Source organism: Pseudomonas sp. Irchel 3F3 (assembly GCF_900187545.1).
GTDB lineage: Bacteria > Pseudomonadota > Gammaproteobacteria > Pseudomonadales > Pseudomonadaceae > Aquipseudomonas > Aquipseudomonas fortuita.
Genome location: NZ_FYDS01000007.1, coordinates 484077 through 500828, shown reverse-complemented (window position 1 = coordinate 500828; position 16752 = coordinate 484077). Strand labels below are relative to the sequence as shown.

Below are 16752 nucleotides of genomic sequence, written 5' to 3'. Positions count from 1 at the left end.
TGTTCGTGCAGAGCGTCATCTGGGGCATCAACGCCTTTGACCAGTGGGGCGTGGAGCTGGGCAAAGAGCTGGGCAAGGGTGTGTACCAACGCCTGGTTGGCACCCTGGAAGACAGCGCCGAAGACGGTTCCACCCAAGGCCTGATCAACTACTTCCGCGGCCGTCACCGCGGGTGAGCTAACGCCTGCACGGGGCTATTCGCGGGTAAACCCGCTCCCACAGGTACTGCACAAGTTCCACGCATCGTGCGGTCCCTGTGGGAGCGGGTTCACCCGCGAAGAGGCCAGCACAGGTTGAACACCGCTCCCAGCTACACTGTCCTATCGAATAGCCGTTGCAGTCCATCGCCCCTTACAAGAGCAGGACCACCCGCCATGTTCGATATCCGCAATTACCCCCAGGCACTGGCCGTCAGCCAGTCTGCCACCCTCACCCCCGACGACTACCGCCGCCTCTACCGCCAGTCAGTCGACGACCCTGACACCTTCTGGGCCGAACAGGCCAAGCGCCTTGACTGGGTCAAGCCCTGGTCAAGCGTGCAGCAATGCGACTTGAGCACCGGCAAGGCTCGCTGGTTCGACGGCGCTCAGCTCAACGTCAGCTACAACTGCATCGACCGTCACCTGGCCCAGCGCGCAGAGCAAACCGCGCTGCTGTGGGAAGGCGACGATCCCCACGACGCCAAGGCCATCACCTACCGCGAACTGCACCGCCAGGTCTGCCGCCTGGCCAATGCGATGAAGGCCCGCGGCGTGAAAAAAGGCGACCGGGTATGCATCTACATGCCGATGATCCCCGAAGCCGCCTTCGCCATGCTCGCCTGCACCCGCATCGGCGCCATCCACTCGGTGGTGTTCGGCGGTTTCTCCCCCGACGCCCTGCGTGACCGCATCCTCGACGCCGATTGCCGCACTGTGATCACCGCCGATGAAGGCGTGCGCGGTGGCAAGCGCATCCCGCTGAAGCAGAACGTCGACAAGGCCCTGGTCAGCTGCCCCGCGGTCAGCAGCGTGTTCGTGGTACGCCGCACCGGCAGCGATGTGAGCTGGGCCGAAGGCCGCGACGTCTGGTACCACGAGGTGACCGACAAAGCCGGCGACGACTGCCCACCCGAGCCGATGGAGGCCGAAGATCCGCTGTTCATCCTCTACACCTCCGGCAGCACCGGCAAACCCAAAGGCGTGCTGCACACCACCGGCGGCTACCTGCTGCAGGCGACGATGACCTTCAAGGTAGTGTTCGATTACCGCGACGGCGAGGTGTTCTGGTGCACCGCCGACGTAGGCTGGGTTACCGGCCACAGCTACATCGTCTATGGCCCGCTGGCCAATGGCGCGATCTCGCTGATGTTCGAAGGCGTGCCCAACTACCCGGACACCTCGCGCTTCTGGCAAGTGGTGGACAAGCATCAGGTGAACATCTTCTACACCGCACCGACCGCCCTGCGCGCACTGATGCGCGAGGGGTCCGCACCGCTGCAGGGCACTTCGCGCAAAAGCCTGCGCCTGCTGGGCAGCGTCGGCGAGCCGATCAACCCCGAAGCATGGGAATGGTATTTCGAGGAAGTGGGGCAAAAACGCTGCCCCATCGTCGATACCTGGTGGCAGACCGAAACTGGCGGCATCATGCTCACCCCGCTTCCCGGCTCGCAATCGCTCAAGCCCGGCTGCGCCACTCAGCCCATGTTCGGCGTGCAACCGGCACTGCTGGACGAAAAAGGCCAGCTGATCGAAGGCCCCGGCGCTGGCCTGCTGGTCATCAAGGCCAGCTGGCCTGGCCAGATCCGCAGCGTCTATGGCGACCACCAGCGCATGGTCGACACTTACTTCAAGCCCATGCCCGGCTATTACTTCACCGGCGACGGAGCCCGCCGCGATGCCGATGGCGACTACTGGATCACCGGGCGCATCGACGATGTGATCAACGTGTCAGGGCACCGCATCGGCACCGCTGAAGTGGAAAGCGCGCTGGTGCTGCATGACCGCGTCGCCGAGGCAGCGGTGGTCGGTTACCCTCACGACCTGAAGGGCCAGGGCGTGTACGCCTTCGTCACGCCCATGAATGGCGTGACCCCGGACGATGCGCTCAAGGCCGAGCTGCTGGCCCTGGTCAGCAAGGAAATCGGCAGTTTCGCCAAGCCCGAGCTGATTCAGTGGGCGCCCGCATTGCCCAAGACCCGCTCAGGCAAGATCATGCGGCGTATACTGCGCAAAATCGCCTGCAACGAGCTGGACAACCTTGGCGATACCTCGACCCTGGCCGACCCCAGCGTGGTACAGGGCCTGATCGATAAACGCCTCAACCAGTAACCGGCGGCCACTGTCCATGGCCGCCCTGAACCTCAGGTCGCCATGGAAGCCCTTCGTCGCCGCATCGAAACCCAGGTCATGAGCCTCACCGGGCTGGCCCTCGGCCAGCTCGACCTGGAATCGCCCAAGGGCGACCCGGGCCTGTTCGGCCCGCACAGCATCAGCTGGCAGGTACATGGCGACTTCCCCAGCATGCTGGTCGGTGGCATCAGCGCGCTGATGCTGCAGCTGCTGCATCCGCTGGCCCTGGCCGGCGTGTGGGACCACTCCAATTTCCGTGAAGACCTGCTCGGCCGCCTGCGCCGCACCAGCCAGTTCATTTCCGGTACCACCTTTGGTGCCACCGGCGATGCCGAATGGCTGATCGACAAGGTGCGCACCATTCACCTGCAGGTCACCGGCACGGCACCGGACGGCCGCCCCTACGCAGCCAGCGATCCGGACCTGCTGACCTGGGTGCATGTGGCGGAGGTCAGCAGTTTCCTCGCCGCCCACCTGCGTTATCGCAACCCGCACCTGCCGCGCACCGAGCAGGATGCCTATTACAACGAAATCGCCCTGATCGCCGAGCGCCTTGGCGCCCGTGACGTGCCACGTTCGTGTCAGCAGGTCGAAGACTACCTGCAACGCATGCGCCCGCAGCTGCATTGCGATACGCGCAGCCATGAAGTCATACAGATCCTGCTCGACGCCCCTGCCCCCAGCCGCCTGGCACAGCCAGTTGGCAAGCTGATGCTGCACGCCGGTATCGACCTGCTGCCGGGCTGGGCACAGGCCATGCTCGGCCTGCAGCACGGAGCCTTGCAACAGCGCCTGATTCGCCTGGGCCTGCAACGCACCGCACCGGTACTGCGCTGGGCCATGCGCGACGGCTCGGCGCATCGGGCCAAACGGCGCATGGGCATCGAATGAGGCCAAGTGGTCGCGCCTGCGGAACTGATTTAACGTGCCATACTCCAAGCACTCCTGCTTAGACAGACGAAGCGACACATGTACAAAGGACTGACTCGCGCCGCCGGCGCAATCGTGGCCCTGGTAGCCCTCTATAGCCTGCTCGGCTTCCTCATTCTTCCTGGTGTCGCGCTGCGCGTCGCCAACCAGCAGTTGGCCCAGTACGCCACCGTGCCGGCCCACCTCGAACGGATCGAACTCAACCCCTTCAGCCTTGAGCTGACGCTGTGGGGCCTGCAGATCGGCGAGCCGGGCAAGGAGCAGGTCGGTTTCGAGCGTCTGTACGCTAACGTTTCGCTCGACAGCCTGTGGACCAAAGCCCTGCATGTGCAAGCGGTGGAGCTGGACAAACCACGCAACGAGGTGCTGTTCGCCAAGGACGGTGCCCTCAACCTCACCGGGTTGTTCAAGCTGCCAGCCAGTGAGGCCAAACCCGACGAGCCGCCCAGCGACCCGTTCCCGCTACGCATTGGCAGCATCAAGCTGGTCGATGGCTACCTGCACTTCGAGGACCTGCGCCCCAGCGAGCCAATCGAGTTTCTCTACGACAACATGAACCTGGAGCTGAAAAACCTCAGCACCCTGCCCAACGACAATGCCGACATGACGCTGGTGGCCAACGGCCCCAATGGTGGCCGGATCGACTGGAAAGGTACCCTGAGCCTGTCGCCGATCGCTTCCGAAGGCACACTGAAGGTTACCGACGCCAAGATGAAGCTGTTCTGGCCCTACGTGCGCGATGCCGTGCCACTGGTGCTGGAAGATGGCGTGCTCAGCCTTGATGCGCATTACACGCTCAACCTCGCCAAACAGACCGAGCTGCTGCTGGATAACGTGTCGGTGCGCATCGCGCCGTTCGCCATCAAGGCACCGGATGGCCGCCCGTTGGCGCGCCTGGCCAGCCTGGACGTGAGCGAAACCTCCGTCGATCTGGTCAAGCAACGGGTCAGTGTCGGCAAGATCCGCAGCGAAAAACTGGAAACCTGGGCAGCGCTGGAAAAAGACGGCCAGCTCGACTGGCAGAAGCTGTTCGCCAGCCAACCGGCCAAGGCCACGCCAAAGGAAAAAGCCGAGCCCGCTGCCGCCGAGCATACGCCTGAAGAGAAAGCTGCCAAGGAGCCAGGCAAACCTTGGCAAGTGCTGCTCAAGGACGTGCAACTGCGCAACTACCTGGTGCACCTGGCAGACCGCAGCCAGAAAGAACCGGTAGCCTTGGACATTGGCCCGCTCAACGCCGACCTGCAAGGTTTCGACAGCCTCAACCAGTCACCCTTCACGCTTAAGCTCGACACCGGCGTAGGCAGGCAAGGCAAGCTGCAGGCGGCCGGCCAGGTCAACCTGGCGCCGATATGGGCCAAGCTGGATGTGAGCACCCGCGACATCGACCTGCGTGTGGCACAGGCCTATATCAACCCGTTCATCCTGCTGGAGCTGCGCAGCGGCATGCTCGCCAGCGACCTCAAGGTCGACCTGAAGAACACCGCGCCACTGGCTTTCACTATTACCGGCAAAGCGCAGGTCAACCAGTTGCATACCCTGGACACCATCAAGAGCCGCGACTTCGTTAAATGGCAGCAGGTGAATGTCGACGGCTTGTCCTACGTGCACGGCGATGCGCTGTCGATCGACAAGGTCACCCTGCTGCAGCCGTATGCGCGTTTCATCATCAACGAAGACCGCACCACCAACGTCAATGACCTGCTGGTCCCGCAACCGGCCGGCGCCCCGGCGAGCAGCCATGCCAAGCCGGCCTCGGCCAGCAACGAAAAGCCCCTGGGCATCCACATCGGCCAGATCGATATCAATGATGGCTCGGCCAACTTCGCAGACCTGTCGCTCACCCCAAACTTCGCCACTGCCGTTCAACAGCTCAACGGCCAGATCGGCACCATCGACAACCGCAAGCCGCTGCCGGCCAAGGTTGACGTCAAGGGCAAGGTCGACCGTTACGCACCGGTGACCATCAAGGGCGCACTCAACCCGTTCAACCCATTGGCGAGCCTGGACATCGCCACCAGCTTCAAACGGGTCGAGCTGACCACGTTGACGCCCTATTCCGGCAAGTTTGCCGGCTTCCGCATCCGCAAGGGCCGGCTCAACCTCGACCTGCACTACCTGATTACCAACGGCCAGCTCAAGGCCGAGAACAAGGTAGTGGTGGAGCAGCTGCAACTGGGCGAAAAAGTCGACAGCCCGGACGCCGTAGACCTGCCGATCCGCCTGGCAGTGGCACTGCTGAAGGATACCGAGGGCAAGATCTCGATCGAGCTGCCGGTGACGGGTGACCTCAACAACCCGCAATTCAGCGTAATGCCGATTGTGTGGCAAACACTGCGCAACCTGGTACTGCGCGCGGCGCAGGCACCGTTCAAGTTCATTGGTGGGCTGATTACCGGCGGGGGCTCGCAAGACCTGGGTAACGTGGCGTTTGCCCCAGGCTCCAGCGAACTCTCTGGCGATGCCCAGTCGTCACTGGACAAGCTGGCTGCGGCGCTGAAAGAGCGCCCCGAACTGCGCCTGGAAATCGAAGGCACCAGCGCCCAGGCCAGCGACGGCCCACTGATCGCCCAGCAACGCCTGGAGCGCGAGTACCAGTCCACCTGGTACAAGATCCTGCAGCGCCGCGGTGACAAAGTGCCGGCCAATGCTTCGATGCTGGTGGTCGACGAGAGCGACAAACCGGCAATGCTTGAAGGCATCTACCGCACCCGTCTGAAACAGCAGCCGCCTGCCGAATGGGAGCAACTGGGCCGCGAAGAACGCACCACCAGGCTACGCGAGGCAGTGATCAAGTCGTGGGCCGAAAGCACCGCCCTGCTGCGCACACTGGGCCAGGAGCGGGCCAGCAGCATCAAGGATTACCTGGTGGACAAGGGCAAGCTGGAAGATGACCGGGTGTATTTCATCGATACCAGCCTGGGCCAGCCTGAAAGCGATGGGCGGGTGGTGACGCCGATGCATCTGGATGCCGAGTAAACCCCTCTAGCAGGCTTGGCCGCTTCGCGGGCGCGCCCGCGAAGAGGCCGGCACAGGCTTCAGACCAACCGCTGCCCCGACACCGCCGGGTGGTACAGCGGCTGCACCTTGTTCCCCGCCGGGTCCAGCAAGTGGAAGCTGCGCGCCCCGTCACCATGGTTGAACGGCCGGTCGAGCAAGGTCACGCCATGGGCCTTGAAGTATTGGTACCACGCTTCCAGCTCCTCCACGCTGTCCACAATGAACCCATAGTGATCCAGAGTCTGCAGCCCATTGGCCGCCCCCGCCCCACGCCCCAACGAAAGGTTGTCGTTGCCGCAGGTGAGGTACACCAGGTCTTCATTGGCGCGGTTCAGTACTTCCATCCCCAGCACATCGACGTAGAAGCGCTCGCATTCCTCCAGGTTGGGTACCAGCAAGGCGATATGGCGCAGGCCATTCAGGCGGCCAGGACGTGCGGGCAATTCAGACATTGGCGGAGCTCCATTTTTGTATACAATTCATAATTGAATTTAAAACAAAAGGAGCGACTTGTGTATAGCCTGTTCATCAAGACCCGTGTAAAGCCTGGTTGCGCGGAGGCCTTTCTGGCAGCGATCAAGGTCAATGCCGCCGCTTCCGTCGCCAGCGAGCCAGGCTGCCTGGTGTTCGATGTGTCGCAGGACCGGGTCGACCCAGAGCTTATTTACCTGTACGAAATCTATCGCGACGATGCCGCGTATGAAGCCCATACCCAGACCGCGCACTTTCGCGACAGCCGCCCACTGGTAGAACCGCTGATCGCCGAGCAGGAATGCTTCGAAAGCGATGTGATCGCACGCAACCCGGTGTACTAGCAGGTATGAAAAAGCCCCGGCTCACGCCGGGGCTTTATGTGTAAGTGGCCAAATCCGTTTGGCCGACGGGACAATCCTTATTCGGCTTTCAGGCCATCGGCCGAAACGGCCTTCACGCCTTTGATTTTCTTGGTGATAGCAATCGCCATTTCTTTCTGCGATTCGGTCACGGCGGTAGTCGACGACAGCGACACGACGCCTTTGTTGGTTTCAACCTTGATGTCGGAACCCGGGATGCCTTTCTCAGTCAGCAGGTCCGATTTGACCTTGGTGGTGATCCAGGTATCGGAAGTGGCTTCCTTGGCTTTGGTCACCTCACCGGCCGCAAGCGTCATCGGGGCCTGGGTGGACTGTTGGGCGAATGCCGCGTTAGCCATGGTCAGGGTCAGAGCGGTAGCAGTAGCGGCAGCAATGGCGAACTTCTTCATGTGGGTCACTCCTGTTTTTCGAAAGGTCTGCGCCGTATGTCCTGGCGGCAGGTATGAAGGTAGTTGCATGGGCTGTGCCAGCTTTCCCGCTTCGCTTGTTCCCTTTAAAATCAACAAGTTAGCTAATTGCTATCAAGCTCAATGTCGTGCATTTTGCAATCAGCGCGGTAAACCTGCATGCAAGATGCAAGTCCGCAAAAGGTTCCCGTACCCCATGAAAAAAGGGCCCCGAAGGGCCCTTTCTGTGTAGCGTGGCAGTCGCTTAGACGCCCGAGGCCTTGGCCGCGGCAACGTCTTTGATCGATAGCTTGATACGGCCGCGGTTGTCCACGTCCAATACCAGTACTTCGACTTCCTGGCCTTCTTTCAGGATGTCGGTGACTTTCTCGACGCGAGCATCGCTCAGCATGGAGATGTGCACCAGGCCGTCCTTGCCAGGCAGGATGTTGACGAAGGCGCCGAAGTCGACGATACGCTCAACCTTGCCCACGTAGATCTTGCCGATTTCGGCCTCGGCGGTGATGCCCAGGATGCGCTGCTTGGCAGCCTCTGCCGCTTCCTTGGTTTCGCCGAAGATCTTGATCGAGCCGTCGTCTTCGATGTCGATCGAAGCCTTGGTCTCTTCACAGATGGCACGAATGGTGGCGCCGCCTTTACCGATGACGTCACGGATCTTGTCGGTGTCGATCTTCATCGCGATCATGGTCGGGGCGTTGGCCGACAGCTCGGTACGCGACTGACCAATGATCTGGTTCATCTGGCCGAGGATGTTCAGGCGCGCTTCCAGGGCCTGGCCCAGGGCGATTTCCATGATCTCTTCGGTGATGCCGTTGATCTTGATGTCCATCTGCAGCGCGGTCACGCCTTTGGCGGTACCGGCTACCTTGAAGTCCATGTCGCCCAGGTGGTCTTCATCACCCAGGATGTCGGTCAGAACGGCGAACTTCTCGCCTTCCTTGACCAGGCCCATGGCGATACCGGCAACCGGTGCCTTCATCGGCACACCCGCGTCCATCAGCGCCAGGGAAGCGCCACAGACCGACGCCATGGAGCTGGAACCGTTGGACTCGGTGATTTCCGAAACGACGCGAATGGTGTACGGGAACACGTCAGCGGCCGGCAGCATGGCCTGTACCGAACGACGAGCCAGACGACCGTGACCGATTTCGCGACGGCCAGCACCACCCATACGGCCACACTCACCTACCGAGAACGGCGGGAAGTTGTAGTGCAGCATGAACGGGTCTTTTTTCTCGCCTTCGAGGGTATCCAGCAGCTGTGCGTCACGGGCAGTACCCAGGGTCGCAACGACCAGTGCCTGAGTCTCGCCACGGGTGAACAGCGCCGAACCGTGGGTCTTCGGCAGAACACCTACTTCGATGTTCAGCGGACGAACGGTCTTGGTGTCGCGGCCATCGATACGCGGTTTGCCGTTAACGATGTTTTCGCGAACGGTGCGGTATTCGATTTCGCCGAAGATTTCTTTTACTTCGGCAGCCGAAGGCTGGCCTTCTTCACCGGAGAACTTGGCGATGGCCTGATCACGCAGCTCGCCCAGGCGCGCATAGCGGTCAGCCTTGACGGTGATGGTGTAGCCCTGCGAAACCGCTTCGCCGAACTCGGCGCGGATAGCGTTGAACAGCTCGGTGTTGGCAACGGCAGGTTTCCAGTCCCAGGTTGGCTTGCCAGCTTCGGCAGCCAGCTCTTTGACAGCCTGGATAACAGCCTGGAATTCGTCGTGGGCGAACAGTACGGCACCCAGCATCTGGTCTTCGGTCAGCTCTTGAGCTTCCGATTCAACCATCAGTACGGCGTCGGAGGTACCGGCAACGACCATGTCCAGGCTCGAGGCAGCCAGTTGCTCGTAGGTCGGGTTCAGCAGGTAGCCGGTGCTCTCGTGGAAGGCAACGCGGGCGGCGCCGATCGGGCCTTCGAACGGAATACCGGAAATGGCCAGGGCAGCCGAGGTACCGATCATCGCGGCGATGTCCGGGTCGGTCTTCTTGCTGGTGGAAACCACGGTGCAGACGACCTGCACTTCGTTCATGAAGCCTTCCGGGAACAGCGGACGGATCGGACGGTCGATCAGGCGCGAGGTCAGGGTCTCTTTCTCGGAAGGACGGCCTTCACGCTTGAAGAAGCCACCCGGGATCTTGCCGGCGGCGTAGGTCTTTTCCTGGTAGTGAACCGACAGCGGGAAGAAACCCTTGCCTGGATCAGCCTGTTTGGCACCTACCACGGTCACCAGCACGGTGACGTCGTTGTCGACGGTAACCAGCACGGCGCCGGTTGCCTGACGGGCAATACGGCCCGTTTCGAGAGTAACGGTCGACTGACCGAACTGGAATGTCTTGATTACCGGGTTCACGGTTTCCTACCTTTTTCAGTGGCTCTTGGGGGAACTGGTTTCTTGCGAATGTGTGGGCAGAACGGGGAATCGGCCCCATTGACCGTCCAGATACAACACGAGGCTGGGAGCCTGGTTGAAGAGCGCAAAGCGCTCCACTTCACCAGGCTGCCAACCTCGGAGATACGCATGGCATGCCCATAGACAACGCTGCCAGGCAGCGCTGCCAATGCATGAGACACGCCATGCACACCACTGACCAGGCCGCTATTAGCGACGCAGGCCCAGGCGACCGATCAGGGCGCTGTAACGAGTGGTGTCTTTGCCCTTCAGGTAGTCCAGCAGCTTACGACGCTGGTTTACCATGCGGATCAGGCCACGACGCGAGTGGTGGTCTTTACCGTTGGCCTTGAAGTGGCCTTGCAGCTTGTTGATGTTCGCGGTCAGCAGAGCAACCTGAACTTCCGGGCTACCAGTGTCGCCAGCAGCTTGCTGGTAGTCGGTAACGATTTGAGCTTTTTCTTCAACGCTGAGGGCCATTTGGCTTCTCCTGATAACGGATCCCGCAAGCGGGGTCCAATAGGCCAGGGACAAATCCCTGTATTAATAAGAAAGGTGTGACCGTGCCTACTGACAGCCACCCTTGATTCCGTAGGGCTCGGCCGAAGCCTCACCCCGCGGTTTCGGTCATTCCGACCGAATCAGCCGACGCGGCGCAATACGCCCGTCTTCGCTCACTTCACCGATACCGATGAAGCGCGCATTGTGATCCTGTACCCGGACCATGCCAAACTGTGGCGCGTCGGGCGCGCGTACTGCCTGCCCATGCAGCCAGTAGAACGCACTGTGCTCGGACAGGCACACCATGGGCCAGTCCTGCAGACCGCTGTCCGAGGGCATCAGGAAGCGATCGAGCGCTTCGTTGCCACCTTCGGCATGGGCCTGTTCGAGCGCTTCGAGCGTGACCGTCTGTGCCAGCGCAAAGGGCCCGGCCTGGGTCCTGCGCAGTTCGGCGACATAGGCGCCGCAACCAAGGGCCTCGCCGATATCCTCCACCAGGGTGCGGATATAGGTGCCTTTGCTGCATCCTACGCTCAGCCGTGCACGGGTGCCTTCACACTCCAGCAACTCCAAGCGGTTAATAGTAACAGAACGCGCCTCGCGCTCCACTACCTCTCCTGCACGTGCCAGCTTGTAAAGTGGCTGGCCGTCACGCTTGAGCGCCGAGTACATCGGCGGTATCTGGCTGATAGGGCCACGAAATCGTGGCAGTACTGCCTCGATGTCGGCACGACCAACGGTCACCTCGCGGGTCTGCAGCACCTCACCTTCGGCATCGCCGGTGTTGGTAGTCTGCCCCATCTGCATGACGGTTTCGTAGCCCTTGTCGGAATCGAGCAGGTACTGCGAAAACTTGGTCGCCTCGCCAAAGCACAGTGGCAGCACGCCGGTTGCCAGCGGGTCGAGGCTGCCAGTATGGCCGGCCTTTTCCGCGTTGAGCAGCCAGCGCACCTTTTGCAGGGCGGCGTTGGACGTAAAGCCCAAAGGCTTGTCGAGCAGGATGATGCCGCTGACATTGCGGCGGATACGTTTGACCTGGGCCACCGCTTACTCCTTGGTGTCCAGCTCGTCGGTATCCTTGTGCAGGCGGTCTTCGGCCACTGCACGCTCGATCAGCGCCGACAGGTGCACACCGCGGCTGACGCTTTCATCGAAGTGGAAGTGCAGCTGCGGCACGCTGCGCAGCTGCATCGAGCGGCCAAGGTGCAGACGCAGGAAGCTGGCAGCACTGTTCAGTGCCTTCAACGACTGCTTCACGGCATCTGGCGTTTCCTCGCCCATGACGGTGATGAACACCTTGGCATGGCCCAGGTCACGGCTGACGTCCACGGCGGTGATGGTAACCAGACCGACACGTGGATCCTTGACTTCGCGACGGATCAGCTCGGCCAGCTCGCGCTGCATCTGATCGCCGATACGTTGGGTACGGCTGTATTCTTTGGCCATTTTTGCTACCTGTAACTTAAAGCGGCAAACGCCCGGTCAGACCAATGCCTGACCGGGCGCTACCTGAAGAGGTGCCGCAAACCGCCCTGTAGCGGAGGTTTGCGGCTTGCTCGCCCTTAAAGGGTACGAGCCACCTGGACTTTCTCGAAGACTTCGATCTTGTCACCGACCTTGACGTCGTTGTAGCTCTTGACGCCAATACCGCACTCCATGCCGTTACGCACTTCGGCGGCGTCGTCCTTGAAGCGACGCAGCGATTCCAGCTCGCCTTCGAAGATAACCACGTCTTCGCGCAGAACGCGGATCGGACGGTTACGGTACACGGTACCTTCGATGACCATACAGCCAGCGATGGCGCCGAACTTCGGCGAACGGAACACGTCACGCACTTCGGCGACACCCAGGATGTTCTCGCGAACATCGCTGCCGAGCATGCCGGTCAGGGCCTTCTTGACGTCTTCGATGATGTCGTAGATCACGTTGTAGTAACGCATATCCAGACCTTCCTGCTCGACGATCTTGCGCGCGCCGGCATCGGCACGCACGTTGAAGCCGAACAGTACTGCATTCGAAGCCAGCGCCAGGTTGGCGTCGCTTTCGGTGATACCACCAACACCACCACCGATCACGCGCACCTGGACTTCGTCGTTGCCCAGGCCGGCGAGCGACCCGTTCAACGCTTCCAGGGAACCACGCACATCGGTCTTGAGGACGATGTTGAGGGTCTTCTTCTCTTCCTGACCCATGGTCTCGAAGATGTTTTCCAGCTTGCCCGCATGAGCACGGGCCAGCTTGACCTCACGGTATTTGCCTTGACGGAACATGGCAACTTCGCGGGCTTTCTTCTCGTCAGCAACCACGGACAGCTCGTCACCGGCTTCCGGAGTACCGTCCAGGCCAAGGATCTCGACCGGGATAGACGGGCCGGCTTCCTTCACAGGCTTGCCGTTCTCGTCCAGCATGGCACGCACGCGGCCATAGTTGGAGCCGCACAGCACCATGTCGCCCTGACGCAGGGTACCGTCCTGAACCAGGATGGTGGCCACTGGGCCACGGCCCTTGTCCAGGCGCGATTCGACGACCACGCCACGACCTGGAGCGGTCGGGGTTGCGGTCAGCTCGAGGATCTCGGCCTGCAGCAGGACGGCTTCGAGCAGTTCGTCGACGCCGGTACCCATCTTCGCCGAAACCTTGACGAATGGAGTGTCACCACCCCAGTCCTCGGAAGTAACACCTTCGACGGACAGTTCGTTGCGGATGCGATCGAGGTCAGCACCTGGCTTGTCGATCTTGTTCACCGCAACTACCAACGGAACGCCAGCTGCCTTGGCATGCTGAACGGCTTCGCGGGTTTGTGGCATCACGCCGTCGTCCGCTGCCACCACCAGGATGACGATGTCGGTCGCCTTGGCACCGCGTGCACGCATCTGGGTGAAAGCTGCGTGGCCCGGGGTGTCGAGGAAGGTGACCATGCCACGATCGGTTTCCACGTGGTAGGCACCGATGTGCTGGGTGATACCACCGGCTTCGCCAGCGGCAACCTTGGCACGACGGATGTAGTCGAGCAGCGAGGTCTTACCATGGTCAACGTGCCCCATGACAGTGACCACCGGCGCACGCGACTCGGTCTGGCCTTCGAATTTCAGCGATTCGGCCAGGGAGTCTTCCAGGGCGGTATCGCTGACCAGGGTGACCTTGTGACCCAGCTCTTCTGCGATCAGCTGAGCGGTTTCCTGGTCGAGCACCTGGTTGATGGTAACCGGGGTGCCCATCTTGAACATGAACTTGACGACTTCAGCGCCCTTGACGGACATCTGGTTGGCCAGTTCGGAAACCGTGATGGTCTCGCCGATGGTCACGTCACGGATGACGGGGCCGGTCGGGTTCTGGAAACCATGCTGGTTACGCTTCTTCAGCTTGCCCTTGCCACCACGGCCGCGACGAGCGCCATCGCTCTCTTCGTCGGTGGTACGCGGAGCAGCACGCGGAGTCGGCGCCTTTTCCTTTTCCTTGACCTTGACCTTGATCGACACACGAGGCGCCTCGCCACGACGACGGTCGTCATCACGGGTGCGGCTTTCGTTGCGACGGGTCTCGTCCTTCTTGCGCTCGGCAGCACGGGCTGCAGCGTCTTCGGAGGCCGGGGCGTCGGCGACTACCGGGGCCGGGGCAGCGGCAGGTGCCGGCTCTGGCTTGGCGGCAGGCGCAGGGGCGGCTACAGCAGAGTTGGCTGCCTGACGGCGAGCCTGATCTTCGTTGCGCTGGCGAACATCGGCGTCAACCTTGTCGCGAGCGGCGTTTTCAGCCGCGCGGCGCTCTTCCACTTCACGCTGCTGCTCAGCCTGGATTTCTTCCGGGCTGCGCTGCACGAATACTTTCTTCTTGCGTACTTCTACGCTGATGCTCTTGCTACCGGCGACACGCAGGGTGCTGGTGGTTTTGCGCTGCAAGGTAATCTTGCGCGGTTCTTCCGCCTTGCTCTTGTGGCTGCTCTTCAAATGAGTCAACAGGGTCTGCTTCTCATTGTCGGTCACTACCTGACCGGCGTCGGTGTGCGGCAGACCTGCCTCACGCATCTGCTGCAGCAGGCGCTCTACCGGTGCCTCGACCTCTTGGGCCAGTTCTTTCACCGTGACTTGCGTCATGCACTTCTCTCCTCAGGCCGCGCCTAATTACTCGAACCAATGGGCTCGGGCGGCCATGATCAACTTGCCGGCACGCTCTTCGTCGATGCCGTCGATGTCGAGCAGATCGTCGATCGACTGCTCGGCCAGGTCTTCGCGGTTAACCACGCCGCGCACCGCCAGTTCAGCCGCCAGGTCTTTGTCCATACCCTCAAGAGAGAGCAGGTCTTCGGCCGGGTGGGCGTCTGCCAGTTTTTCTTCGGTAGCGATGGCCTTGGTCAACAAACGGTCCTTGGCTCGAGCGCGGAGCTCATTGACGATATCTTCGTCAAAGCCATCGATGTTGAGCATTTCTTCCAACGGTACGTAGGCAATTTCTTCGAGGCTGGTAAAGCCTTCGTCGACCAGCACTTGGGCCAGCTCCTCGTCGACTTCCAGCTCATCAATGAAATTGCGCAGGATGTCACCGGTTTCGGCCTGCTGCTTGGCCTGAATGTCCTTCTCGGTCATCACGTTCAGCGTCCAGCCGGTCAACTGACTGGCAAGACGAACGTTCTGACCGCCACGACCAATGGCCTGGGCCAGGTTATCCTCGGCGACGGCGATGTCCATGGCATGGGCATCTTCATCAACGATGATCGCCGCGACTTCAGCCGGCGACATGGCGTTGATGACGAACTGCGCCGGGTTATCGTCCCAGAGGACGATATCCACACGCTCACCACCCAACTCCCCGGATACAGCTTGGACGCGCGAACCACGCATGCCGATACAGGCGCCTTGCGGGTCGATGCGCTTGTCCTTGGAGCGGACGGCGATCTTGGCTCGCGAACCCGGATCACGGGAGGCAGCCATGACTTCAATGAGGCCCTCGGCAATTTCCGGCACTTCAATGCGGAAAAGCTCGATCAGCATCTGTGGCGCGGTGCGCGACAGGATCAGCTGAGGACCACGGTTTTCAGTGCGAATTTCCTTGAGCAGTGCACGCAGGCGCACACCCACACGGAAGGTTTCGCGCGGAATGATATCTTCGCGGGCCAGCAAGGCCTCGGCGTTGTTGCCCAGGTCAACGATGACGTTGTCGCGGGTAACCTTTTTGACGGTACCGGAAATGATCTCGCCTACGCGTTCGCGGTAGGCATCGACCACCTGGGCACGCTCGGCCTCACGGACCTTCTGCACGATGACCTGCTTGGCGGTCTGGGCGGCGATACGACCGAACTCGATGGACTCGATCTTCTCCTCGATCACGTCACCAATCTTGGCTTCCGGATGAGTGTCCTTGATCTTGTCCAACCAGGTTTCGATCGCCGGGTCATCAAGATCGGCTTCGTCGACCACGGTCCAGCGACGGAAGGTCTCGTAGCTACCGGTGTGGCGGTTGATTTCCACACGCAGATCAACTTCGTCTTCAAAACGTTTTTTGGTCGCAGTGGCCAGGGCCACCTCCAGCGCTTCGAAAATGACGCCGGGCGGTACACCTTTTTCGTTGGATACCGATTCAACAACCAGCAGTACTTCTTTGCTCATCGTACGCCTCGCCTTGCGCAAGCCATTGGGCCCGGATAGTCCGCCGGGCCCGGCACGTCTCAGTCAAAACTGGGAATAATATTGGCCTTGTCGATCGAGTCGATCGGCAACAGGAACTCCTGATTGTCCACCTGGACAACCACATCCTGCTCCTCCACACCGCGGAGAAGGCCCTGGAAGTTACGACGACCCTCGAAGGGTGAGCGCAGCTTGATCTTCACTTGTTCGCCGGCATGCGAGGCAAACTGTTCCAGAGTGAACAGTGGGCGATCCATGCCTGGAGAAGACACCTCGAGGGTGTACTCACTGCTGATTGGATCTTCCACATCGAGAATGGCGCTGACCTGACGACTGACCGCTTCGCAGTCCTCCACCAGGATGCCGCCGTCTTTGTCGATGTAGATGCGCAGTACCGAATGCTTACCCTGGGAAACGAACTCGATCCCCCAGCACTGATAGCCCAGACCCTCGACAACCGGGGCCAACAAGGCCTGCAACTGTTCTAGCTTGCTCGACACCTGAACCCCCTCGTGCATGCTGTGCAAATAAAAAATGGGCAAAGCGCCCATCCCTGAAAGCGCCGTTGGACAACGACGCCGAAAACTGTTCGGTTAGCAAAAAGCCCCTGAAAAGGGGCTCCGCTGAAGCTGGTTGCGGGGGCTGGATTTGAACCAACGACCTTCGGGTTATGAGCCCGACGAGCTACCAAGCTGCTCCACCCCGCGACAAAGCTGGGGCGAAAGT

The 16752-nt window shown here is 61.1% G+C and carries 13 protein-coding genes, 1 tRNA gene and 1 pseudogene; 5 read left to right on the top strand and 10 right to left on the bottom strand.

Annotated elements, in window-relative coordinates:
• The 4 genes and pseudogenes from CKW35_RS18405 to CKW35_RS18390 form a co-directional block, all read left to right on the top strand.
• Window positions 1–176: pseudogene (locus CKW35_RS18405) on the top strand (glucose-6-phosphate isomerase); the annotation flags it as partial.
• 198 nt (window positions 177–374) lie between these two features.
• Window positions 375–2309: an acetate--CoA ligase gene (gene acs / locus CKW35_RS18400; protein ID WP_095116552.1), complete on the top strand. Its 1935-nt coding sequence runs from the start codon at window positions 375–377 to the stop codon at window positions 2307–2309.
• 42 nt (window positions 2310–2351) lie between these two features.
• Window positions 2352–3221, top strand: coding sequence for an oxygenase MpaB family protein (locus CKW35_RS18395; RefSeq protein ID WP_016489159.1), 870 nt, complete (start codon window positions 2352–2354; stop codon window positions 3219–3221).
• A 78-nt stretch (window positions 3222–3299) separates the two neighbouring features.
• Window positions 3300–6236, top strand: coding sequence for a DUF748 domain-containing protein (locus CKW35_RS18390; RefSeq protein WP_095116550.1), 2937 nt, complete (start codon window positions 3300–3302; stop codon window positions 6234–6236).
• 59 nt (window positions 6237–6295) lie between these two features.
• On the opposite strand, the gene CKW35_RS18385 is transcribed toward CKW35_RS18390, so the two are convergent.
• Window positions 6296–6709, bottom strand: coding sequence for a VOC family protein (locus CKW35_RS18385; protein WP_010955354.1), 414 nt, complete (start codon window positions 6707–6709; stop codon window positions 6296–6298).
• 60 nt (window positions 6710–6769) lie between these two features.
• Between CKW35_RS18385 and CKW35_RS18380 the strand changes: the two genes are divergently transcribed.
• Window positions 6770–7072 (top strand): putative quinol monooxygenase, encoded by a 303-nt coding sequence (locus tag CKW35_RS18380; protein WP_016489160.1) that lies wholly within the window; start codon window positions 6770–6772, stop codon window positions 7070–7072.
• A gap of 77 nt (window positions 7073–7149) precedes the next feature.
• Here CKW35_RS18380 and CKW35_RS18375 read toward each other — a convergent pair whose 3' ends face one another.
• From CKW35_RS18375 to CKW35_RS18335, 9 genes are all read right to left on the bottom strand, one after another.
• Entirely contained in the window at window positions 7150–7500 is a 351-nt protein-coding gene (locus CKW35_RS18375; RefSeq protein ID WP_016489161.1) for a BON domain-containing protein, read from the bottom strand.
• A 262-nt stretch (window positions 7501–7762) separates the two neighbouring features.
• Complete coding sequence (pnp, locus tag CKW35_RS18370; protein WP_060518476.1) at window positions 7763–9868, bottom strand: polyribonucleotide nucleotidyltransferase; 2106 nt, start codon at window positions 9866–9868, stop codon at window positions 7763–7765.
• 249 nt (window positions 9869–10117) lie between these two features.
• Window positions 10118–10387: a 30S ribosomal protein S15 gene (gene rpsO, locus CKW35_RS18365; protein ID WP_016489163.1), complete on the bottom strand. Its 270-nt coding sequence runs from the start codon at window positions 10385–10387 to the stop codon at window positions 10118–10120.
• A 147-nt stretch (window positions 10388–10534) separates the two neighbouring features.
• Window positions 10535–11452 (bottom strand): tRNA pseudouridine(55) synthase TruB, encoded by a 918-nt coding sequence (truB, locus tag CKW35_RS18360; protein ID WP_016489164.1) that lies wholly within the window; start codon window positions 11450–11452, stop codon window positions 10535–10537.
• 3 nt (window positions 11453–11455) lie between these two features.
• Entirely contained in the window at window positions 11456–11854 is a 399-nt protein-coding gene (rbfA, locus tag CKW35_RS18355; RefSeq protein WP_016489165.1) for a 30S ribosome-binding factor RbfA, read from the bottom strand.
• A 116-nt stretch (window positions 11855–11970) separates the two neighbouring features.
• Window positions 11971–14499: a translation initiation factor IF-2 gene (gene infB / locus CKW35_RS18350; protein ID WP_095116549.1), complete on the bottom strand. Its 2529-nt coding sequence runs from the start codon at window positions 14497–14499 to the stop codon at window positions 11971–11973.
• 27 nt (window positions 14500–14526) lie between these two features.
• Entirely contained in the window at window positions 14527–16008 is a 1482-nt protein-coding gene (gene nusA, locus CKW35_RS18345; protein ID WP_016489167.1) for a transcription termination factor NusA, read from the bottom strand.
• A 59-nt stretch (window positions 16009–16067) separates the two neighbouring features.
• The gene (rimP, locus tag CKW35_RS18340; protein WP_060518513.1) at window positions 16068–16526 is read right to left on the bottom strand and encodes a ribosome maturation factor RimP; all 459 of its coding nucleotides are present in this window, start codon (window positions 16524–16526) and stop codon (window positions 16068–16070) included.
• Window positions 16527–16656: 130 nt separating this feature from the next.
• Window positions 16657–16733 (bottom strand) — tRNA-Met (locus tag CKW35_RS18335).
• Window positions 16734–16752: the final 19 nt, after the last annotated feature.

What these genes read in the sequence shown, in the direction of transcription:
- acs (WP_095116552.1), top strand. Translation starts at nt 375, where the DNA reads ATGTTCGATATCCGCAATTACCCCCAGGCACTGGCCGTCAGCCAGTCT.
- CKW35_RS18395 (WP_016489159.1), top strand. Translation starts at nt 2,352, where the DNA reads ATGGAAGCCCTTCGTCGCCGCATCGAAACCCAGGTCATGAGCCTCACC.
- CKW35_RS18390 (WP_095116550.1), top strand. Translation starts at nt 3,300, where the DNA reads ATGTACAAAGGACTGACTCGCGCCGCCGGCGCAATCGTGGCCCTGGTA.
- CKW35_RS18385 (WP_010955354.1), bottom strand. Translation starts at nt 6,709, where the DNA reads ATGTCTGAATTGCCCGCACGTCCTGGCCGCCTGAATGGCCTGCGCCAT.
- CKW35_RS18375 (WP_016489161.1), bottom strand. Translation starts at nt 7,500, where the DNA reads ATGAAGAAGTTCGCCATTGCTGCCGCTACTGCTACCGCTCTGACCCTG.
- rpsO (WP_016489163.1), bottom strand. Translation starts at nt 10,387, where the DNA reads ATGGCCCTCAGCGTTGAAGAAAAAGCTCAAATCGTTACCGACTACCAG.
- rbfA (WP_016489165.1), bottom strand. Translation starts at nt 11,854, where the DNA reads ATGGCCAAAGAATACAGCCGTACCCAACGTATCGGCGATCAGATGCAG.
- infB (WP_095116549.1), bottom strand. Translation starts at nt 14,499, where the DNA reads ATGACGCAAGTCACGGTGAAAGAACTGGCCCAAGAGGTCGAGGCACCG.
- nusA (WP_016489167.1), bottom strand. Translation starts at nt 16,008, where the DNA reads ATGAGCAAAGAAGTACTGCTGGTTGTTGAATCGGTATCCAACGAAAAA.